Here is a 22,617-nt window from a genome sequence, read left to right as displayed (position 1 = left end):
GAATGATCGGCTGCCGCTCACGTTTTATCTCAGCAACAGTGACTTGAGCGCAAGAGCTATAGTGAGGGACACCCTATTCTGACCGGTAACCGGATATCAGTCTCTGCGCTTCCAATGTCCGCTTCGGGGTCGCGAATCGGCGCCGCTCATGACCACTCATGGGTGAATTCCTGCCGGTTGATCTTGGCCTGCTGTAATCGGCTCCTGGGCCGGTTGCGCCCCGTAAATTATTGTTCGTCGCGATGTGACAAGCAGCCCTTCGGCGGCCGCACCGTAAGGTAAAGTCCTGCATTTCGGCCCTTTTCACCCTCCTGCTGAGAAGCTGTCGATTGAGAGGTTGAACACGAGGTGATTGGGAAGTTCGCCGGTAAGGCTGCCGGGGTTCCCTAGACCGTAGTAAATGTCAGCAAAGTCACCAAACTGACCTCTACCATGCCGATGGAACTCCATAAGCGCTTCATCATCGAGTGCCAAATAGGCTTGGGCATACAGGCCAGTGTAGGCCGTGGCGTAGTACAACCGCAGCATGTCGGCCGGGCCCAGCGGGTCGAACCCGCTGTCATCGGACAGCAGAAGTTGCAAGTCTGTTTGGGTGTCTGCAAGGCTTCCGCCTTCGGCCAGGTCGACCAGACGCTGCAGACCAGTAGAGCTGCCGGCGCCAGCAAAGGCTAGCATCTCGCCAAACGAAGATGGCGCCAGAGCCATGAGGTTGCCGCCGCTGGGCGAGATAGAAGCAGTGACGTCGTTGGCATCAATCGAACTGGTTTGCATGCTACCAGCCAGAGTTGCCTGTGTGGAGCCGAGCTCTTGGTCGCCGAGAAGAACCTTGCCGGTGACTGGGTCGATGCGGAGCAGGCGCTCGCCGTCGGCAAAGGTAAGCCTGGTGCCCCCGGGACTGACCGGGATGCTAACCCTTGTGCCACTCGTCTCAATGAACACCGCGCTACCCGAACGCACCGCCGTGTAGTCGCTTGCCGGTCCATTAAAGCCGACCGTATCCATGCCGCCGGTGAAGCCACCGCGGATGGCAATGTCCCCGCCAGCCGCCACAAACAGCTCGTTGTCGAAGCTGGTACCAAAGACATCGATCTTGCCAGCGACTTTAACCTCCAAGCCTTCGGCCACAATAAGCCGCCCGCGGACCGCAGGATCGGCAAGGTTAGGCAGCGGGTCTGTATCGGCCGGTATAGTGATCGCGGCTGGAGTATTGTTCGCAAGCTGACTGCCTAGCCGTATCTGACCGGCTACTATCGCCAGTGTGCGTGGACCGTCACCAAACACCACGTTGATGCCTATGGGGCTCACCGGGATGCTGACAACCGTATCGCCATCTGCGATCTCGACCCGCGAGCCCACTCGGGCGATGGTGTAGGCGCTGGCAGCGCCAGCAAAGCGAATAATGTCATCGCCGCCTGGAGGGCCACTTAGCGTTATCGTGCCGGGACCGTCGATGATGCGGAGGTCCTGGAAGCCCGAGGTCAGGAATACCGCTGTGGTGCCGCCAATCCCGCCAGCAAAGCCATCCGGTGTGATCAGCCGTGGCGCCACGCTGCGGTCGGCAACACTCACGTTCAGGGTCTGGATATCGGTCAAGCTGCCATCGCTGGCGCTGACTATTACGTCGTAGAGATTATCGCCATCGCTATCGTCCGGCTGTTCAAAGTCAGGAGCCGTCACAAAGCTCAGCTGACCGGTCACGGGGTTGATCGCGAAGCGGCTCGCATCCGCACCGCCTGTGATAGTGTAGGTGACTGCGCCAGGTGAGGGTCCTTTTGCAAAAACCTGGGTGACTTGGCTCTGCCCCTCCGGAACAACAATAGCTGCGGTGTCGCCTCCCCCATTCGAGGTGATGACGGGAACCTCGTCGAGGTTCGTAACCTTGATCGTCACTGCCTTAGTATCGCTCAGCGCGCCATCCGAAGCATTCACAGAAATCTGATACTCATTGTCGCCATCAGCATCGTCAGGAGCCTCGAAGTCTGGCTCTGTCTTAAATCTCACCACGCCTGTGGTGCCGTCGACGTTGAATAGTCCGGCATCTGTACCTGCGATACTGTAAGTGATCGCTGCCTGTGCATCCGGGTCATACCCGGTAGCAAAGTAGGCCAAAGTCTGGTTCTCCACGACGCTAGCGATCGCCCCACTTGTGATCGTTGGCATCTCATTTTTATCGGCCACCTTGATGCTGACGGCAAAATCACTTCCAAGCCGACTTTCATTGGTTGCCCTAATTACAATATCGTAGCGATTGTCGTTGTCTGCGTCGGCTGGATTCTCGAAGTTAGGAGGAGATCTAAACGATACTGCGCCACTCAATGCATCGATCTGAAATAATGAGGCATCATTTCCAGATAATGAAAATTTGACCGTCTCGCCGTTGGGGTCAAATGCCGACGCGGCATAAACATAATTGTCATTCTCAAAAATTTCTGCAGTCGGATTTGACGTAAATACTGGAATGTTGCCAATCAGTATATTTTCAGCTTTGAATACGACATCAGAAAATGAAATGAATTCAACTCCAATAACGCTATCCTTCCCGCCATCTGGAACAATATCAATACTTTCAACAAAAATCTCTTTTCCAGAAATTGAAATACTGTATTGATCGGAGCTTCCTAAAAACCTTGCTGTATCAATGCCGTTCCCACCTGATAGAACATCATCACCCTCTCCGCCGGTTAGGTCATCGTCTCCGTCTCCTCCTTGGAGAGTGTCATTGCCCGCCCATCCAACCAAGATGTCAGATCCGCCATTGCCCGCGAGAAGATTATTTGCGGCATTGCCGAATATTTGATCATCGCCTGAACCTGAAATCACATCTTCAATTAGTGAGCGTTCATCGCCTTGATACAAAAGGGCGTTTACAATATTTCCGGGTTTGAGAGTCCAGTCGATACCGCCTACGTCATTCAATTTGCCATACTGCTGCTGCAGCTGATCTTGAGAGAAAGTTGACCAACCGCCAGGTTTGAGATCTATTTTTTGATTCTGGGAAAAATTCGAGAGGTCATACTGGTCTCTGCCTCCCCCGTCCCAGATGGTCCGAAATATATAGCCTCCCGCCACAAGACCTTGAGAGACCCCATTTACAAAAACTTCGCCGGTGCTTTCGTCGAAAGTATATCTTGTATCTGAGTCATTATGCGAGAAATTAGCGCCATAGAGATGCTGAAGCGCCGCCATGTCCAGCAAAGGTAAGGTTTGCTCCCAACTACCAAAATTTGGAGAAAAAACCTGCGAACCATCCGGAGCGAGAGAATAGGACATTGCCGTGTAAACGCCGATGTCAAATTCGGCTGGCATGACCAACGGGCCTTCAAATGGATGCTTGAGGCCTAAAGCATGGCCGATTTCATGGAGCGTTATGTGATAAATCACATCACCCGGTAGCTCGGGGATGTTGCCGTTGTTGGCAAACCACATGTCGCCGCCAGCCCCTGAGCCGGGATAGTATGCATACGCAAGATTTTGGGGATCATCAAAGCGGGCAAACCTAAGATCGCCGCTTCCATTTTCCTGAAGCGTGAATTTCAATCCGGTTATGTCGCTGATATGATTGAGCCAATACACGGCCTTGGTGCGGTATTCTTCAGAGAACCCCTGAACATTCACCAAGAATTGCGAATCCGCTGGATAGTCAGGAAGATATGGCTCGGAGCTATCTGGAAAAGAGAAGGTCAGTGCATTTTCCGCCCACTGAGAACCGATCATCAACGAATCAATCAATAAGTTCCCCGAATACTCGGATTGCTTTGACCTATTCATCGCCCTCTCCCCCTAGACGAGATTACAAATTCAGCACTTGCGAGAATTTCACATCAAACTGCGAGATTGCGAAGCGCTAAGTCATCGGTGGAATTATGCCTATACTCGTGCGACTATGCAATGTAGGATTCAGCATCATATTGCAGCGATGACTTCATTGGTTGCGACTGAAGCCGCACCGGCTCCCACCGCCGCAGGTTGCTGGCCGCTGACTTGGGATTTTCGACGCTCTAGCCGCTCCTCAATTTCGCCCGCTTTCGGGACCTAATCTATAGGGCTCGCATCACAGGGATTAGGCTACATAGCTGACCCGGCGCTCACGGCTGCTTAGGGGTCGAAACCTGAAGGGCAGATTTTTCGCAATCGCAGCGATTTCCTGCCGTTCAACAAGCGACCCGTTCCTGACATTTAATGGACGTTTGCTCTCTCGCGACGTCCAATCAGATTTGTCATAGCAAGGGCAGCCGCAGCCACCGCCAAGCCAAGCAGGATCGATGCCAGCATCTGGCTGGCCCAGTGTCCGCCCAGCACCACCCGCGCCGCTGCGCCGATGATGATCAAGGCTACGGCGAAGGCTCGCGTCGCCAGCGCGATCTTGCCGTTCGCCGTTGCGAGCAGCACGGCTCCAAAAATGCTTCCGTAAACAAGCCCAAAGGTCGAGGGCAAGCCGCTCGAACTGCTGGCGCTCGCGACTTCGACCAGTTCGGTTGCTGGACGCGGCGCAAAGATCACGGCCCTCAGTGCTTTGTCAAGCAACCAGCCGAGGCCAAAAGCGAGCGGTATCGCCACTGCCCCACGCCAGCCCGCTACCAGCCCTGCCAGCCCCGCACCCCCGGACATCGTCGCAACCACCAGCGGAGGCTTGGCCATGTCGGTCACCCATTCGGCCCATTGCGGCGATGGGCCGAAAGCCGATTGCAGAGCAGTTGTGACAGCAACATCTCCCAGCAACGGCCCCGACACGGCAAGGCAAGCTGCGCCCACCACAAGTGCAGACAAGGTAAGGACGACAGTTCGAAGCATGATTTCCACGCTTTCCTTTGGCAACGAGGAACGAATGGTCATCGATAATCTTGCTCCTGAACCGAGCCCCCTATAAACCACTTAGGGATGATCAGGAAATAGCAAGAAACCACCCAGTTGTTGCCGGTTCGGCGACTTTTGCTCGTCACCAAAAGCGGCCATCGGAGCCTGCCCGAGGGCCGCCATGATGTTCAGATCTCAATAACCTCAGCCAGAACAAGGGCATCTTCCACGTCGACACCGAGATAGCGGACGGTATTTTCGATCTTGGAATGGCCCAGCCGGATCTGCACGGCACGAAGGTTTCCGGTTGTGCGGTAAATCATCGCTGCTTTAGTGCGACGCATGGAGTGGGCGCCATAATCTTCGCGCCGCAGCCCCGCTGCGGTGACCCATTCATCGACAAGGCGCGCATACTGCCGGGTGCCTAACGGTTGTCCCGAATGGATTCGGCTTGGGAACACGAATTCATCGATGGTGCCGCTCCGCCGAAGAAGCCACGTAGCAAGGCTAGCGCGAGCATCTGCGGTGATTTCAAATTGAACTGGTCGCCCTGTCTTCTGCTGAATGACCATCGCACGGCTGCAGACTTCAGATCCGGCCACAAGGTCGCCGATCCTGAGCTTCACCAGATCGCAGCCGCGCAGCTTGCTGTCGATCGCAAGGTCGAACAATGCGCGGTCGCGGAGCCGCACTTCCCGGTCGAGGAAGAAACGGATTGCCCAAATCTGCTTCTGGGTCAGTGGCCGCTTTGTACCTACGGTTCTGCCAGCATTCTACGAGACCCGATTTTGCATGGCAGGGTCGAGGTGAGAGTGAGTCATCATTTTTCTCCTTGGCCGTGATTGGCCAGGAAGAAGAACGTTCGTCAAACCGAGCGCATCTAGTTAGCCTCACCTAGGCATCGACATAAGGCCCGGCCGGGGGCACCTGACCAAACAGCCGCTCCCCCGAGGGCAGATTTCGGGATCGAGCCGGGTCGTCAGTTATGGCTGGAGCTGGGTGGATTCCGGATGGGTAGCTTCTACAAAAGCCGCGGGATCTGCGTCATTTCACACCGGTCAACCGACGATAGTTCCACGCGCCCGAGCGGGGGGAGCCAATGCATAAGGATCCTGCCTTGGCCCCCAAGATAATGACTTGCAAGGTCGGGCAGCTCTCAATACTCCCCAGCAATGCCGACAGCCAACAATGACGACGTCCGCCGTGCAGAGCTGTCCGGCCTAATTGCTCGGGTCGCGCGCGGGGACCGAAGAGCGCTCAACGCCGTCTATGATCGCACATCGGCAAAACTCTATGGCGTTTGTCTTCAAATCGCCCGCGATCGCGATGCGGCAGACGACATCCTTCAGTCGGTCTATCTTAAAGTCTGGAACCGAGCTGGGCGCTTTAATCCCGATTTTGCCAGCCCGATTACCTGGCTTTGCGCCATTGCCCGTAATACGGCCATTGACTGGGTGCGCAAGCATGGCAGCCCTGCCTTGGTAGCGCCCGGCACGGCAGAAGGCGGCGACGCGGGGTTCGATGAAGCGCTGGCAGTGATGGCAGCCGATGAGGATCGTGCGCAGATCTTTGACTGCCTCGAGGCACTGTCGCCCCAACAGCAGCGGGCAATCACCCTCGCCTTTTTCGACGGGTTGAGCCATTCGGAACTTGCAACCACGATGCGAACACCGCTCGGTACAACCAAAAGCTGGATTCGCAGAGGCTTGCTAGAGTTGCGGGGGTGCCTCCAAGGTGACTGACGAACTCACACCCGAACAAGCCGCTTTGGCAGCCGAGCTAGCTCTCGGTGTGCTAGAAGGTGAGGAGCGGGCCGAAGCCTTGAGGCTCTCATTGGCCAACCCTGGCTTCGCTGCGCAGGTTATGGATTGGCAGCAACGCCTCGATCCGCTCAGCGAAGCGTTTGAAGAAGCTCCGCCTCCCGACATGTGGGCGGCGATTGACGCGCGGCTCGACGATAACCCGAACACCGCCAAGGTTGGCACGCTGCGTCTTTGGCAAGGTGCCGCCGCAGTTTCCGGAGCAATGGCGGCGAGCCTCGCTGCGATCATGCTGTTCGGCACCTCCCCTTTGCGCGACGCCAGTGCCCCGCCCGCGGCCATCAGCCCCGCACCCGTAATCATCGCCCAGCTTGCAGGGGGAGACGGAACCTTGCTCGCTGCCAGAATCGGGCCGGACAGCCGGTATCTCGACATTCGGGCAGTCGCCCTGCCTGATACCGATCTGACGCCAGAACTCTGGGTCATTCCTGGCGACGGCGTGCCTCGCTCGCTGGGCCTGATCGCACGCAACGGCACGACGCAGGTGATACTGCCTGAAAGCCTGAGGCCGCTGGTCGTTGACGGCGCGGTTCTCGCGGTTTCACTAGAGTCTCCGCTAGGCGCACCTCACGCTGCGCCTAGCGCCACGCCGATCGCGTCAGGAAAAATTTCCGCGATCTGAGCTTGCTGCATCTGATCGTCTTCAGATCCTCGTATCTTCACCAGAGAATGCGGGCTGCGACGCTCTAGGCGCTGACGTCGATTGGACCGATCGGTGCCGACAGGATGATTGTCTCAGCAATCGCTCCGCTTTCTCGCGCACGTGAAGTTCACAAGAATCGCGATTTGCAGGAGTATCCCATGAAAGCAATTTTCCTCGCCGCCACCGCTTCGACCATTCTGGTCGCCGTGCCTGTCAACGCTGAAGACGAGTTCGAGGGCTTCTATGCCGGCGCCTCGATCGGCTATGACTTCCAGGCGAGCGACGGCGATGAATTCATCTCCTTCGACCGCGGATCAAACGGTAGCTTCGGCGAAACCGTGACCACCGCTGCGGGCGCCAATGCCTTCTCACCGGGGTTCTGCGGCGGTGCCGCGACCTCGCCGCAGAACGCGAACTGCGAGTCCGACTCTGACGGAGTCTCTTTCAATGGCCACCTCGGCTATGACAGCCAGATGGGGAAGTTCGTCGTGGGTCTGGTGGGCGAGGTCGGCACCGCCAATGTGCGCGATGCTGTGTCAGCCTTCAGCACGACACCGGCGTTCTACTATATGGAGCGCGAGATCGATTATACTGCCGCGCTGCGCCTGCGCGCCGGGTACACCCCGGCCACCTCGACCCTGCTCTACCTCACGGGCGGCCTTGCCTATGCCAAGCTCGACCAGGAGTTCGAGACGAGCAACACCGCCAATTCCTTCACCGTGATTGCCGACGACAAGGCCTGGGGCTACCAGATCGGCGCTGGCATCGAGCAGAAGGTCGGCAAGCAGTTCTCGATCGGCATCGAGTATCTTTACACCGGTTACAATGATGACGACACGCTGATCCGCGTCGGCCAAGGCACAGCCCCGGCCACCAACCCGTTCGTGCTGGCTGGCGGTGTCGACTTCAAGCGGGCCAATGACGACTTCAACCTGCAAACCGTCAAGGCAGTGGTGCGCTACGGCTTCTGATGATCCTTGTGCACGGGAGCATCGGCAACTTGCTCCCGTGCCCTTATGCTCGACGCTCAAACCAGAACATGATCAATTTGTGATGAGCGTTCCGAAAGTGCGTAGAGCGGAGTTAACGGGGGCACCGGTTTTGTCCGCACTGGGGTCGATTGCAGAATGGCAGGAGTTTTCCGGATGCCAGACAAAGCTGTCATCCGCTGCCCGTGTTGCCCCTTGTCGGCTGTCGACCCAAAGTTGGTCGTTCGCATCCACCACGATGAATGTCCGGTTCGGACAAAGCAACGAGTAGAAACTTCCAATTGGGTTTTCGAGCCGCAACAGCTGAACCTTCGCCGGCAAAGCAACCGCGGAAAGGGAAGACACAACCGGTTATCGACGCAATGGGCCGACCCTAAATCCGATAATCGCAGAAGCGCATCTGAAGACAGGCCAGGAGATGCCTGAGTCTTTCAGTGCGCCAACGTTCCCAACGACGATCCGATGTCCTCAGATGAGCATCCTCGCTCCAGAAAAACAACTCAATCCAGGCGGCTTTTTCCACCGCGTCCAACGTGCGCGGGTCGGGTAGGCCTGATTCCAACTCGGCCGCCCAATTCTGGCTGTTCGCCAACGCGAGCCGAATCAGGCGCTCAAGACTGTTGCGGTGCTCCCCCATGCATAATTGCTGCGCTAGCAAGCTGGCATGAGCAAGCGATTTCGGTGGCACAATATTCAACTAACAGCATCGGGGTCGGCCAAACATACCGGAACATCGCGACCACGCCACTGATTACCGATGCCGTCGCGTGCGACCAACTTCATCCAAAGCGAAGTCCATCGCTGCCTCGCGTGATCCTGAAGCGGTTGACTATGAAGGGACGGAAGGCGCGGCTGCGGATGGTGTCGACTGCGATGAAGGTCGCCTCGGCGGCGCTGCGCCCAAGATCGAGGCGGACGTAACCTTGATGCATATTGTCGGTCCACACCACCTCGGGGACGTAATCGGCGAAGGCCTTATCGAGCATCCGTGACAGGTCATCGCCGAACCCGCTTTCAACGAAATCTCCAGGCGAGGTGATACCGGCGGTGCCCAATTCAAGGCCCGCCTTGCGGCCTTGCCCATCCTTAAGGCTATTGGCCCAGAAGCTGTGGCTGTCTCCGGTCAGGAAGATAAGATCGGCCGCGCCGGCCATGCGCGACAGCTCATACAAGCGCTCTCGCGCCCATGGATAGCCGTCCCAGGTGTCGGGATAGAACGGCAGGCCGGCCCGGCCCTTGGCCGCCAAGGTTTTGGCGTTGTTGCGCGCAGCAGCGGTGTAGGGCGCGCCGGGTGTGTCGGGATCTGGAAGGATGCCGAGCCCCACCAGATCGGGAACATCGGTGCGCGCGATCGGGACAGCATTGCCGATCAGTCGCCACGGCTGCTTGCCCGCCACGGATTGTTCGAGCGCGCGTGCCAGCTCCGTCTCGCATTCAGGCGAAATCATGCGCCGACCAGGTGCGCCGAGCACGTCACTGCGGAACCGCCCCACGGCGTCAGTGTTCGAGATCTCGTCGCCAAGCTGTGCGTAATCGATCTGCTCGGCGCGTGCGGTGTGGCGGGTTTCGAGTGTCACCAGCGTCGCCAAATCGCCGAAGCTGTAGCTGCGCCAGAATTCGTTCCGGGTCATGCCTGGGCGGTCCAGCCATTCCGGCTCGCGCACAGGCATCCACTCGAAATAGGCCCGGATCGACGCTGCCCGGCGGGCCTCCCAATCACCTTCACGTTCCGGCTGGTGGTTCTGCGCTCCACCGGTCCAAGGGTTGTTAGCGCTTTCGTGGTCGTCCCAGCAGGCCATGAAAGTGTGCGCGGCATGCATCGCCTGCGATCCGGCGTCGGTCTTGTATTTGGCGTGGCGGCGGCGATAGTCAGACAAGCTGACGATCTCGTGCGCGGGATCATGCCGGCGGCCCAGATCACGGGCAACCTCATCGCCCCAGCCGTCCTGACCATACTCGTAAATGTAGTCGCCAGTGTGCAGCACGAAATCTACGGCAGAATCTTGGGCGATGGCTTCATAGGCGTTGAAGTAGCCAAAGGCATAATTGGAGCAGGACGCCAGCGCGATGCCCAGCCGGTCAAGCCTCCCGTCCGGGAGCGTGCGCGCCCGGCCGACCGGGGATGGCTCGCTGTCCAATCGGAAGCGGTAATAGTAGGTCCGCCCCGGCTCCAGCCCTCGCACCAGCCATTTGGCGGTATGATCGCGGTTGGGCCCAGTGGTAACCTCGGCGCGGGCGACGATACGGGTGAAGCCAAGATCCTCTGCGACTTCGCCGGTCAGAATGACCTCACCGCTGATCGTCACCCGGGTCCACAGGACAACGCTCGTCGCATTGGGATCGCCGCTGGCAACCCCATGGCGGAATGGACCATCGCTGGATGCATTCGCCCGGCGAGGAACCGTGAGCGCCGCTGTCCCTGCCGCCAGGCTGCCCAGCGTAGTGCGGCGCGTAATAGGCATTGGAAATAGCGTGCGGATCACAGGCGGCTCCTCGCCGGGGCGATATCGATTGGTCTCAGGTGAATGGTATCAGGTATTGTCACGAAAAGAGCCGACCAGCTTTCGCTGACCGGCCCTGGTCGTCAGACCTTTCGAGCTCAGAAGTCCTTGCGCAGGGTCACGAAGAACTGCTGCGGCGCGCCCGGCAGCAGGGTCTGATTGTCACCGCTGAAGCCGAACCCGTTTGAACCGATGGTCGAGACGTAACGCTCGTCGAACAGGTTAGTCACCGTGCCTTCAAGCGCCAGCCCGTCGAGCCAGCGATTGTCGCTTTGCAAGCGCACCCCGATCAGCGCATCGACCAGCACCCGACCATCGACCGATTGATCGTTGGAGAAGGTGAAGAACCGCTGCGAGGTGTAGTTGGCATTGCCGCGCGCGTAGAACATGCCGTCGTCATAGGCGAGTTCGAGGTTGGCGATGCTTTCCGGGCTGTCGACCACGGTGCGTCCTTTGATCGCTTGGATCACGGTGCCGGCCTGGTTGACCACGTCATTGCGGTAGGTGTTCTCGTTATAAGCGTAGCTGCCGGTCACGGTGAAATCGTCCACCGGTCGCCACTGGAGGCCGATTTCCGCCCCGATCGAGCGGACGTCACCCACGTTCGACAGCAGCGGCGCATTGCCGACGATGCCTGGACCCTGCGGGATCGCCAGCAGGCGGTCCGAGAAATTGACCAGATAGGCCGCGACCACCCCGGTCAGCTGACCTTCGCCGAAGCGGAACCCGACTTCGTAGGTGTCGGTCTTTTCCGGCTCGATCTGTTCGCGCAGCGCGGCAAATCCAGCGGCTGACGTGGCGAACGGGCCCGAGGTCGCGGAGGCGATCAGAGCGCGCTGGTTCTGGGTGAAGCTGGCGAAGATTTCATTGCCGCCGCCTAGCTTGTAGAGCACGCCGACCTGCGGGAGAAGTAGGTCTTCATTGTCGATCTCGCCCACCGCCAGCGGGCTGGGGTTGGGATTGATCGCGGTCGCTTCTAACTTGACGATCTGGCCCTTGAACCCTGCTGTGACCGTGAAGGCATCGGTCACGTCCCACTGATCTTGGATCGCATATTGCAAGGTGCTGGTGTTGTAATCGTTGTTCCACTGCGTGAAAAACGGGTTCGATTGATAGGTCAGCGCATTGGTTGACGGCGCGGTCAGGCTGCTGCCGATGGTGTAGAACCGACGGGCTTGTTCGAAATCATTGTTTTCGTACCACAGATTGGCCCGCACGGTGTGCGCGCCAAGCTCGGCCACGAGATCGCCCAGCACGCCGATGCGCTCCATCTGGTATTCTGTGGTGCGGAAGCTAAGCGGCAGGCCCCCCGGGCTGGCGCGGTAGGGCGTGATCCACGAACCCTGGCCCTTGTTGGTATGATAGTAACCTTGCAGGCCCAGCTTCACGGCATCGCCTAGCTGTTGGTCGATCCGCCCGCTGGCGACCCAATCGCGGCGCAGGCCGCCGGCGTCGAAATAGGCATCGTCAGCGTTGGTGAAGGGCGCGGGATAGGTGGTGCCAAAATTATTCGGACCAACCGCCACGCCGGTGTAGCCGGTGTTGGCGCCGACAAAAGCCACCTGCACGGCAAGCGGCCAATTGTCAGAAACGTTGTCCCAGAAATACCCCAGGCGGTCTAGCATATCGAGGCTGAAATCGTGGTAGTCATTCTCCTTGCGGTCGGAGAAATTGACAAAGGCGGTGAAGGTGGTCGAGGGCGAGACATCGGCCACCAATTTGGCATTGACCTGGGTCGAACGCTGTGTGCCGAAGCCCTTCCACTTGTCGGCATCGATGTGCGCGGCGCTGATATAGGCCTTGAAGCCGCCCAGATCACCGGTGTCGAGCGTGCCGTATGCGCGGATGGTGTTGCTGTCACCATAGGTGATGTTGCCAGCGATCCCGAGTTCGTCTTGCGGATCGCGGCTGAAGAATTCGATGGTGCCGCCGAGGTTCGAGGTCGAAGCGGTGCCAAGCGCGCCGGCGCCTTGGCTCACGCGAGTCGAACCGATGTTATCGGCGATGATCGCGCGGCTGATGTGCAACCCGTTGGTGTTGCCATAGCTCATGTCACCGAGCGGCACGCCGTCAAGCGTGAAGCCGAGCTGGTTCTGGTTAAAACCACGCAAGGTGATGCGGGTCGACCATTCATAAACGCCGAAGGGGTCAGCGGACTGGAAGTTGACGCCCGGCAGTTTGCGCAGCGCGATGAAGGGGCTGGAACCGGCAGTGGTCAGCTGGATGTCATCGGCGCTGATCTCGGTAACCTGCCTCACTTCGCCTTTGCCGTAGACCAGGATCTCGTTGCCTTCGGCGTTGTCTTCAACAGAGGAGTCCGTAACCTCGGCGATGGCTTGGGCTTCGGCCTCAGCAGCGATAGCCGACGACGGGATTGCGATGCCAATCAGCGCCGCACTCGAGAGGAAGGCGGTGCGTAAAGAAGTGGATTTCATGTCGGTGCCCCTGTTTGTTTTGTAGTTGCAGGGGCGCGCCTAGGCGCTTGATGTTGCATTTCTGGAACGGTTTGGTTTCAGGAAATGGAAGGAAAAAAGACCGATCGCGGTCGTTGCAATTGCAACACACAGCAGTCCGCTCGGTCCAGAAGAACCGAAACATAGAGGACAGCTTGAGAGCAGTTGAACTTGCGACTCAAATAACCAGAAATTTGTGAGTTAGCCGCTTCTCGGACAACGTCACTGTGACAAAGCGCGTGTGCCGTAAGCCCAATTTTCGCGCCTGCGCGCGATTGTGACCGGAAGGCGCTCAACATCCGACAGGTTGGCAAGAAATCCTTCCGCATTCTGACTTCATACCATCACGAGCATTTCACCGAAGATCACCATGGAACCAATTCCGCCCGGGGGATCCCGTGCGGCGCATTCAAGAATTGCGTTCCAAGTCGATGGGGAAGCTGCGTGACCGAGAGCTTGCTGATCTGCGATCTGACCCAAAGCTGGTCGCCGACGGGGGGCGGTGGCATTTCCACCTACCTCAAGGAAAAGCGCCGCTACATCCAAGATTGCACCGAACACCGACTGCTTCAGATCGTGCCCGGTTTGCAAGACAGGATCACGGTTGAGGGGCGCACGATCCTTGCCGAGGTCGGCTCAGGGCAGGTCTGGGGCAGTCCCAATTACCGCTGGATCAGCCGCAATGACGCCGTCTTTGCGCTGCTGCGCGAATATCTGCCTAACATCATTGAGAGCCTGTGCCCGTGGGTCCTGCCGTGGATCGCGATCCGGCATCGCTGGCGCTTTCCAGAAACTGCACTGGTCGCCGGCTACCGCACCGACTTTCCCAATGCCCATATCTACCGGGTGATGAACGATCTGACCGGCCACTACTCCGCCAGCCTCTTCCGCTCCATCGCCTATGGCTATGCTGCACTGACCTATAGCCGCTTCGACCGCGTCTACGCCCTTAACCGCGATGCCGAGCGGATGTTGCACGGGCTTGGGCAGACCAATACCGGGCTCCTCGGATTGGGGGTCGATATCGGCCAGTTTTCGTCCGATCACCGCGACCCGGAATATCGCGCATCCTTGGGGTTGCCGGAAACCGATGGTCCGCTGCTGATCTATGCCGGACGGATCGACAACGAAAAGCGGGCTGATCTACTCGTCAGCATGTTCAAGGCGCTTCCGCAGGATTTGGGCGCGGTGATGGTGTTGCTCGGCGACGGAAAGCTGCGGGCGCAATTGCAGCAAGAAGCGCGTGGTTTGCCGATCGCCTTCCCCGGGTTCGAGACCGACCGCCGAGCTCTCGCAGTCGCGCTCGCCTCGAGCGACATCTATGTATCGGGCATGGCTGACGAAACCTTTGGGATTTCGGTGCTCGAGGCACAGGCTTCAGGCCTCCCGGTGGTGGGTGTCGCGAGTGGCGCTATGATCGAACGTGTCCCCGAAGGCACCGGTCTGCTGGGCCCGGTGGATGATGCGGCGGCTATGGCGTCCAATGTCGCCAAGTTGTGGTGCAGCGATTATCGCAGCGCTCGCCAACGGAGCATTGCGCTTGCGAATGCACACAACCGCTGGGAGCAAACCTTCGATCAACTGTTCAAGGTTGAATATGCCGCAGCCCTTGCCGCTCGCGATGCGCGACGCGCTGTAGGCTGGGGCCTGCCTGCCAGACGGGCGTTGGACGCTTCTTGAAGCACCCTGCGCTCCCCGACTCCGTCCCTGAGCAAGAGCGAGTTGATGCTCTTGGTCGCCATCTTGCGAGATTGCCGCGCCGAACACTGAGCTTTGCGATGTGGTCGCTTCCGGTCGTTGCGCTCGGCAACGTCGCGGTGCTGATATGGTCGCTGGGCACGATCAATCTTGCCGAGCGCTTGGTCGCCCCGCCGCTGTTGGCGCTGGCGGGGCTACTCGTGTTTGTGCCGATGGTTGCCAATGCGCTGCGATTGATGATCTCGAGCCGGTTCCTGGGCCTCGGTTTGGGCCTTGTTGGCGCGCTGAGAGTTACCACAGGAACCATGGTGGCCAATTCCGTCACGCCTTCGGCCGCAGGAGGGGCGCCGATCAAAGCGCTGTTCCTGATTGGCGAGGGGATCGAACCCCGTCGGGCGGTTTCACTAATCTCTTTCCAAGCTGCCGAGGATGCGGTGTCCCTGTTCGGCCTCGCAGCGGTGGCAGCGGCACTCAGCGGCTTTGCCTTCGCGGACTTACTCCCGCCCGACCCTGATCTCACCCTTGGCATCGAAAATAGCCTTCGGATCGGTGCTGGGATCATGGTCGGTCTGGTTGCGGTGCTAATGGCTCTGGGTGGGGTGATCGGCGCTGGGGTGCTCGGCCACCGGATCCGTGGATCGCTGTGCAAGCTGCTGCGACGCGTACGGGTTTCGCTTGCAATAGTGACGAGCGACTGGGGGAAATTGATGCGCCGCGGCAAAGGTGTGGCGATACTCAATCTCGGCATCGCGTGCGTGCAATGGAGCGTCCGCTTTTCGATCGCTGGTCTGGTGCTGCGTGCCTTCGGCATAGCGTGGCAACCGGCGCTGTTCTGGCTGCTGCAGTATTTGATTCAAACCATCAGCTCGATTGTGCCATCGCCTGGCGGCGTGGGCGGAGCGGAGGCGGGCTTCCTGCTGCTTTTTGCGCCTTTTGTCGAGCATGCGGTGCTCTTGCCAGCGATGAGCACTTGGCGGCTCCTGTTTTTCTACCTTCCCCTAATGGCCGCAGCGCTGATCTACTTCGTCTTGCGTCATCGCCAGCGCGCCGCAGCACCATCGCTGCATGGCCACATGCCTGCCGAATAGGTCGGCGCGCCTGCCTCAAAACTTCATGCTTGCCGGGAGACGCTGATTGGACGCAAAAACGACGGGCGCTGCGCTAACCCTCCACCCCTCTTGCCGATGGCCCGATCACGACCCGCGCCGCATGGCTCGCGACTTTCTGCTCTGGCGCCATTTGCGGGTGTTGCGCGCCCGGACGATGCGGCACATCCGGCGGCTTGTAACAAGCCCGCAAGGTCAGGCTCAGGCGCGCGCAGAGCCCACGGCATATGGCGTGCGCATGATCCCCAACTGGAACGACCGAACCTACGCCTATTGCCGTTATGGCACTTATGGTCCTTACCTCGCCGATCTGATCCTTGCAGTTGAGCAACCTTTCTTGTTTCTCGATATCGGGGCCAATCAGGGCCTGTTCTCGCTGATTGCGTCCCGCAATCCCTTCTGCAAAGCGATAGTCGCGCTTGAGCCCGTGCCCAAGACCCACACCCGATTGTTGCGCAATTTTGCGGCCAATGGCCTCGGCGACCGTGCACAGGCGTTAGCATTCGGACTTTCCGGCAGAACAGGCACGCACCAGATCGCTTGTCGCCGCAGTCATAGCGGTGTTGCGACGCTTGAAGGGCACCTTTCTCAGCGCGAACCGCATGCCATCAGTGTCGCGGTAGAAATGCGTACCGTGGCGGGTCTCGCGCCCCATCTTCCGGCCGATCTCCCAATCTTCGTGAAGATTGATGTCGAAGGTCACGAGGCCCAAGTCATCACGCAGTTGCTGACCTCGCATCTTGCGGGCCGCATCATGGCCCTATTTTATGAGCATGATAACAAGTGGAGTGATGGCGAGGCGATCGCCGCTCTGTTGGCCAATTCAGGCTTTGCGATAAATCGCCAATATGGGCGCGGCCGACACTACGACGTCTTTGCACTTCCGCCTTGCCCGCGCCGCAAATTTGCTGAGCAAATGACTGGGCAATGAACTGTTCAGCCCTACGCCGGCGGAATGCCTTCGCCCGCTTCCCGGTAGCTGGGCAGTCGCCATCTGGAGGTAAATGTCGGCTGCCGCAAATGTATCACTGAAGCGTCACGGACCGTGGCTACGGCCCTGCCTGCTTTAAGCGTACGCCCCAACAAGCGCGTGTGCTCGACCGAAGAGGATACATCCATGCTGAGCCTGAACGCCCTTAGAACCATCTTTCGCCAGAATTTCGACACCTTGGTCAATTCCGGTAGCAGCAGCACGCTGCCAGAGGGCTGGTTTATCAGTGAAGTGGGTACAAGTGGCACGGTGAATGGTCTCTATGCGGCCGGGACGGGGTCGAGCAATACGGGCGACACCTACAGCTTCGGCGCAGTGGGGAGCACTGATCGTGCACTCGGCACCCTGCGCAGCGGCACCAATGCGCCCACCATCGGGGCGCAGTTCTCCAATGATACCGGCGCCACAATAGCGTCGTTGCAGATTGCCTTCACTGGTGAGCAATGGCGTCTGGGCACCGCGGGCCGCACCGACCGGCTCGATTTCCAGATCAGCTTCGATGCGACCAGCCTCACCACAGGCACATGGACCAATGTGGACGCGCTCGATTTCATTTCGCCGAATACCGCTGGTACGGTGGGCGCGCTCGACGGCAATGCTGCGGCCAACCGCACCGCCGTGTCGGGCACCATTGATATTCTGGAGGGCATCCCGGCCGGGGCCACCTTCTGGATCCGCTGGGTCGATTTCGATGCGAGCGGTGCCGATGATGGTCTTGCTATTGACGACTTCTCGATCACCGCCATCGGCGAGACTGCCAATCCGGGTACCTTCTCGGTCGCATCGGCCTCAGCTAGCGAAGCGCAGAGCTTTGTCGATCTGGTGGTCACCCGCAGCGGCGGCAGCAGCGGCGCTGCGACTGTGAGCTATACCCTTGCAAGTGGCACCGCGACGGCCGGGACCGATTTCGATGCGACCGCCGGATCGGTCACTTTTATCGATGGAGAGACGACAAAGACCATTCGGGTCCCGGTGGTCAACGACACGCTGTTCGAAAGCGACGAGACCTTCACGGTCACGTTGACCGGTACGACCGCGGGCGCGATCGGCACGGCAACCGCCACTGGAACGATCGTCAACGATGAGGCCTCGCCGCTTCCACCGTCGCTGTCGATCGCCGATGCTAGCGTCGCCGAAGGCGACAGCGGGACCGCTCAGATCCGCTTCGACATCACCCGCAGCGGAAGCAGCAGTGGTGAGGCTTCGGCCGATTACACGGTTGCGTTCAGCTCAGCCAACTCGGCCGATTTCGCATCCGGCACCGTGTTTTCGGGCCGGGTGACCCTTGCTGACGGGCAAACGGCGGGGGTCGTCACGCTCGACGTGCAGGGCGACACGGTCGTGGAGGTGGACGAGACCTTCACTGTCACTCTTTCGAACGCCAACATGGGCACGCTGATCGGCACAGCTGTCGCCACCGGCACGATTACCAATGACGATATCGCACCCACACCTATCGCAAATGTGTGGGTGAATGAGATCAACTACGACCCCGCTGGGGCCGACGCCAACGAGACCATTGAGGTCGCGGGCGCCGCAGGCACCGACCTGTCAGGCTGGGTCATCGTCCTCTATAATGGCAACGGCGGCGGCGCTTATGCCTCTACTGGAGGATCGGTGAACGGCATTCCGCTTTCCGGCACAATTCCCGATCAGAACAATGGCTTCGGCACCCTCTCCTTCGCCGCTCCCGGCCTGCAGAACGGCGCTCCGGACGGTTTTGCGCTTGTCGACAATCAAGGCCGAGTGCTCCAGTTCCTTTCCTATGAAGGCACTTTCACCGCCGCCAACGGACCGGCGGCCGGCCTGACGAGCATCGATATTGGTGTCGCGCAGGATGGCGACCCCGTTGGTACCTCTCTGCAGCTTATCGGCACCGGTTCGAGCTATGCGGACTTCACCTGGGCGACCGCGCAGACCAACACCTATGCTGCGGTCAACTTGGGCCAGAGCTTCTTGTCGGCGAACGCCCCAGGCGAACTGCGCATCCTGGACGCCGTGGTGGTTGAAGGCGATGCGGGCTTGCGTAACCTCGTGTTCACGGTGCGCCGTGCCGGAGCCAGCGAGCTCACCACCACGGTCGAGTACACGATCAACCTCGGCGGCACCGCCAACGCCGCCGACCTCAGCAACGAGGCAGTGCTTTCGGGCACGCTAACCTTTACGCCCGGTGTCAGCAGCCAGCAGATCATCGTTCCCATTCAGGGCGACACCCTGTCGGAACTGAACGAGACGCTGAGCGTCACGCTCGGCAACGCCGTCAACGCCGCGATCATCGACGGCGATGCCATCGGCACCATCACCAATGACGATCCGATCAATCTTGCGATCTACACCATTCAGGGGCTTGGCCATCGGTCCGACTACGTCGGCCAGACCGTGATCACGCGCGGGATCGTCACGGCGGTCGATTCCAACGGATACTACCTACAGGACGCCGCCGGTGACGGTGATGCCCGCACGTCGGACGCGGTGTTTGTCTTCACCGGCAGTGCGCCGGGCCGCGCGGTGGGCGACGCGGTCGAAGTGCGCGGCACTGTTGCCGAGTTCCTGCCCGGCAACAACACCTCCAACCTCACCATCACACAGATCAACCAGACGGCAGTGGCGGTGACTTCGACCGGCAACTCCCTGCCCGCCGCTACGTTGATCAGCGCAGGCTCCGGTGGGGTCCTGCCTCCGAGCGCGGTGTTCGACGACGACGGCTTCCAGATTTACGATCCCGCAAGCGACGCCGCCGATTTCTACGAATCGCTCGAAGGGATGCGGGTCACCATCGCCGCTCCGCTCGTGACCAGTCCCACTAACGAGTTCGGCGAGACCTTTGTCGTCGCCTCGGGCGGAGTCGGCGCCACCGGCGTTAACGGGCGCGGCGGCATCACCATTTCAGGTAATGCCAGCAACGTCGACGACTACAACCCCGAGCGCCTCCAGCTCGATGACAACTCCAACCTCTTCGCGGGCTTCCTTCCCAATTATACACAGAGCGACATTCTCTCGGATGTAACTGGCATCATCAGCTACAATTTCCAGACATACGAACTGCAGGTCACCGAAGCGGTCACCGTTGCCACCGATGTCGGCCCGCTCCCTCGCGAGACAACGTCGCTCGTTGGGACCGCCGACCGCCTGACGATGGTCACCTATAACGTCGAGAACCTCGATCCGACCGACGGCGCAGTGAAATTCAACCTGCTCGCCAACGACATTGTCTACAACCTGCGCGCGCCGGACATCATCGCCTTCCAAGAAATCCAGGATGCAGACGGCGCGGGCAGCGGATCGAACCTGTCGGGTGCAGACACCGCAAATCTCGTCATCGCGGCGATCAATGCCGCCGGCGGTCCGCAATACGCCTTTGTTGAGGTCGCGCCGAGCGCGCCCAACACAACTGGCGGCGAGCCCAACGGCAACATCCGCAATGGTTTCCTCTATCAGGTCAACCGCGTCGACTATATCGAAGGCAGCGCAACGTTGGTGCCTGGAACGGCCTTTAACAACAGCCGATCCCCGCTGGTTGCCAGCTTCATCTTCAACGAACAGAAGATTACGGCGATCAACGTTCATTCGACTTCTCGAGGTGGAAGCAGCCCGCTGTTCGGCGCGGAGCAGCCACCGGTAAATGCCGGTGAGGGTGCCCGCACCGACCAGTCCGAGGCGATCCTTGCCTATGTCACCGACATCCTTAGTAACAGCCCTGCTGCCAACATTGCGGTTCTGGGCGACTTCAACGCATTCTATTTCGAAAACTCGCTGGAACTGCTTGAGGCTGGCGGCATCCTCACCAACATCCTGCGCGAACTTCCCTCGGAAGAGCGGTACACTTATTACTTCGGCGGCAACGCTCAGGCGCTGGACAATTTCCTAGTCACGCCGGGGTTGCTGCAGAGCATCATGGTCGATGCAGTACACATCAATTCCGAACAGCCCGCCGGACCGAACCGTGTCTCCGATCACGATCCGCTGCTCGTCTCCTTCCTGCTGCCGCCGCCCAATGCAGCGCCCACCGATCTTGTGCTGAGCAATGCTAGCATCGCGGAAAACAGCGCGGCGGGAACTGTGGTCGGTACGCTCAGCGCCACCGATCGCGCCACCGATACGCTGCGCTATGAACTGGTCGACAATGCCGGCGGGCGCTTCGCAGTCAATGCCGTCACCGGCGTGATCACCGCAACTGCCGTTTTTGACTTCGAATCCGCAACTTCCTTCTCGCTGATCGCCAAGGTCAGCGATCAAGGCGGTCTCAGCACCCAGCAGAGCTTCCAGATCGGCGTAACCAACGTCAACGAAGCGCCTGTTGCCACCAACGACACGATCTCGGTCAATGAGGATGAGACCACAAGCAACCTTTGGTCGCTGCTGCTCGGGAATGATACTGATACTGATGCTGGCGACGTGCTTCGCATCGAGGCAATTGATGACAGCCAGACCCTCGGTACGTTGGTGTTCGACCCGATCACCCAGAGCCTGCGCTATATTGCGGACGATATCAGCTTCGATAATCTCGCGACCGGTAAGATCGCGATGGACCGCTTCACCTACACTGTGCGCGATCAGGCGGGCCTCACCAGCACCGCCACGGTGGAGGTCCGGGTCACCGGGATAGCCGATGGTGTGATCCGTTACGGTTCGATTTTCTCCGACACGATCACGGGCACGGCGGGCGAGGACAAGCTGTTCGGCCTCATCGGCAACGACACGCTCTACGGCCTTGGCGGCCAAGACGAGCTGTGGGGTGCCATCGGCAACGACCGGCTGTTTGGCGGCGACGGCAATGACCTGCTTTCGGGCGGTCTGGGCAACGACATTCTCGATGGAGGCGCTGACAATGACCGGTTGTCAGGCGATAGCGGCAACGACACGCTGACCGGTGGTGCTGGCCGCGACATGTTCGCGTTCGGCTTTCTGGCGGGCAATGATACCATCATCGACTTCAATGTTGCGGAGGATACGATCCTGCTTGAAAGCGGCATCAATATTCTGCGTGCCCGCGTGCGTGACGTGAACCGCGATGGCACCGACGATCTCCTGCTGACATTGTCAGGCGGCGGGTCGGTGACACTCTTGGGTGTCGCCGACTTCGACGTCGTTAATTTTCAGCAAGAAAGGCTGCCGATCTTCCTCGAATCGCTGTTCTGATCAAAAAGTGTAGGGGGGGTGAGGCGGATAAGCGTCTCTACCCCCGTAAAGGCAGACCCGGGCGATCCGCTCCTTCCTCGGTGTCTAAGAGCGCCTGTGGGACTGGGACTTTCGTTTTTTGTATACCAAGCCCGTCGACGAGGTTGAGCCAGATACGAATGGCCACAACGGGGTTGCCTCCTGCATGTCGGGTTTCAAGAAGCGAACCCTGCATAGCCGCCACTTAAGCTCCCAAGCGGAATCGTGTCCGCTTTTGGCGAAACCTGTCGCTAGACACATCGCAGGTGAACGACCGCAAAGTCCCAATTTCAGCTGTTCCGAGCCCCATGAACACGTGGCCGCTTTCAGGAAGTCGAAGGTCGCAACTGAACGTCTGACTTGGGGTCGTTACCTGAACAGCCGCTTTTGGCCTACCACAGGCCCTAAGCTGCCATAGAGTGCTGCGAACAATTCGCCTCTCCTGGGCGCAGATCGCTGCGCGTC

The 22,617-nt window shown here is 59.4% G+C and carries 12 protein-coding genes and 1 pseudogene; 7 read left to right on the top strand and 6 right to left on the bottom strand.

The annotated features are described in order from the left end of the window. Nucleotides 1–303 precede the first annotated feature (303 nt). The 3 genes and pseudogenes from ACLBKT_RS01515 to ACLBKT_RS01505 all read right to left on the bottom strand — a co-directional run bounded on the left by ACLBKT_RS01515 (nt 304) and on the right by ACLBKT_RS01505 (nt 5,615). Nucleotides 304–3,768: a M10 family metallopeptidase C-terminal domain-containing protein gene (locus ACLBKT_RS01515; protein WP_410181217.1), complete on the bottom strand. Its 3,465-nt coding sequence runs from the start codon at nt 3,766–3,768 to the stop codon at nt 304–306. A 408-nt stretch (nt 3,769–4,176) separates the two neighbouring features. Continuing rightward, entirely contained in the window at nt 4,177–4,833 is a 657-nt protein-coding gene (locus ACLBKT_RS01510; protein WP_410181216.1) for a phosphatase PAP2 family protein, read from the bottom strand. Nucleotides 4,834–4,982: 149 nt separating this feature from the next. After that, nucleotides 4,983–5,615 (bottom strand): annotated as a pseudogene (locus ACLBKT_RS01505) (tyrosine-type recombinase/integrase). A 351-nt stretch (nt 5,616–5,966) separates the two neighbouring features. Between ACLBKT_RS01505 and ACLBKT_RS01500 the strand changes: the two are divergent. The 3 genes from ACLBKT_RS01500 (at nt 5,967) to ACLBKT_RS01490 (ending at nt 8,228) form a co-directional block, all read left to right on the top strand. Next, nucleotides 5,967–6,536 (top strand): sigma-70 family RNA polymerase sigma factor, encoded by a 570-nt coding sequence (locus tag ACLBKT_RS01500; RefSeq protein WP_410181215.1) that lies wholly within the window; start codon nt 5,967–5,969, stop codon nt 6,534–6,536. Further along, nucleotides 6,529–7,236 (top strand): anti-sigma factor domain-containing protein, encoded by a 708-nt coding sequence (locus ACLBKT_RS01495; RefSeq protein ID WP_410181214.1) that lies wholly within the window; start codon nt 6,529–6,531, stop codon nt 7,234–7,236. The genes ACLBKT_RS01500 and ACLBKT_RS01495 overlap by 8 nt, the downstream gene beginning before the upstream one ends. 179 nt (nt 7,237–7,415) lie before the next feature. After that, on the top strand, nt 7,416–8,228 hold the full coding sequence (locus ACLBKT_RS01490; protein WP_410181213.1) for an outer membrane protein: 813 nt from the start codon (nt 7,416–7,418) through the stop codon (nt 8,226–8,228). 391 nt (nt 8,229–8,619) lie between these two features. Here ACLBKT_RS01490 and ACLBKT_RS01485 read toward each other — a convergent pair whose 3' ends face one another. The 3 genes from ACLBKT_RS01485 to ACLBKT_RS01475 form a co-directional block, all read right to left on the bottom strand. After that, on the bottom strand, nt 8,620–8,883 hold the full coding sequence (locus ACLBKT_RS01485) for a hypothetical protein (RefSeq protein ID WP_410181212.1): 264 nt from the start codon (nt 8,881–8,883) through the stop codon (nt 8,620–8,622). 142 nt (nt 8,884–9,025) lie between these two features. Next, a complete protein-coding gene (locus tag ACLBKT_RS01480) occupies nt 9,026–10,708 on the bottom strand; it encodes an alkaline phosphatase D family protein (protein ID WP_410181211.1) in 1,683 nt (560 codons plus the stop codon). 137 nt (nt 10,709–10,845) lie between these two features. After that, on the bottom strand, nt 10,846–13,182 hold the full coding sequence (locus ACLBKT_RS01475; RefSeq protein ID WP_410181210.1) for a TonB-dependent receptor: 2,337 nt from the start codon (nt 13,180–13,182) through the stop codon (nt 10,846–10,848). 462 nt (nt 13,183–13,644) lie between these two features. Here ACLBKT_RS01475 and ACLBKT_RS01470 point away from each other — a divergent pair, with 462 nt between their 5' ends. The 4 genes from ACLBKT_RS01470 to ACLBKT_RS01455 all read left to right on the top strand — a co-directional run bounded on the left by ACLBKT_RS01470 (nt 13,645) and on the right by ACLBKT_RS01455 (nt 22,134). Further along, the gene (locus tag ACLBKT_RS01470) at nt 13,645–14,880 is read left to right on the top strand and encodes a glycosyltransferase (protein WP_410181209.1); all 1,236 of its coding nucleotides are present in this window, start codon (nt 13,645–13,647) and stop codon (nt 14,878–14,880) included. 98 nt (nt 14,881–14,978) lie between these two features. Beyond that, nucleotides 14,979–15,986, top strand: coding sequence for a YbhN family protein (locus ACLBKT_RS01465; RefSeq protein WP_410181208.1), 1,008 nt, complete (start codon nt 14,979–14,981; stop codon nt 15,984–15,986). A 121-nt stretch (nt 15,987–16,107) separates the two neighbouring features. Further along, nucleotides 16,108–16,935, top strand: coding sequence for an FkbM family methyltransferase (locus ACLBKT_RS01460; RefSeq protein WP_410181207.1), 828 nt, complete (start codon nt 16,108–16,110; stop codon nt 16,933–16,935). A gap of 186 nt (nt 16,936–17,121) precedes the next feature. Continuing rightward, nucleotides 17,122–22,134, top strand: coding sequence for a Calx-beta domain-containing protein (locus tag ACLBKT_RS01455; RefSeq protein WP_410181206.1), 5,013 nt, complete (start codon nt 17,122–17,124; stop codon nt 22,132–22,134). The last annotated feature ends 483 nt before the right edge of the window (nt 22,135–22,617 follow it).

Source organism: Erythrobacter sp. W302b (genome assembly GCF_046452395.1).
GTDB lineage: Bacteria > Pseudomonadota > Alphaproteobacteria > Sphingomonadales > Sphingomonadaceae > Erythrobacter.
Note: the sequence above shows the minus strand (reverse complement) of the source record. Positions and strands in the feature narration are given on the sequence as shown.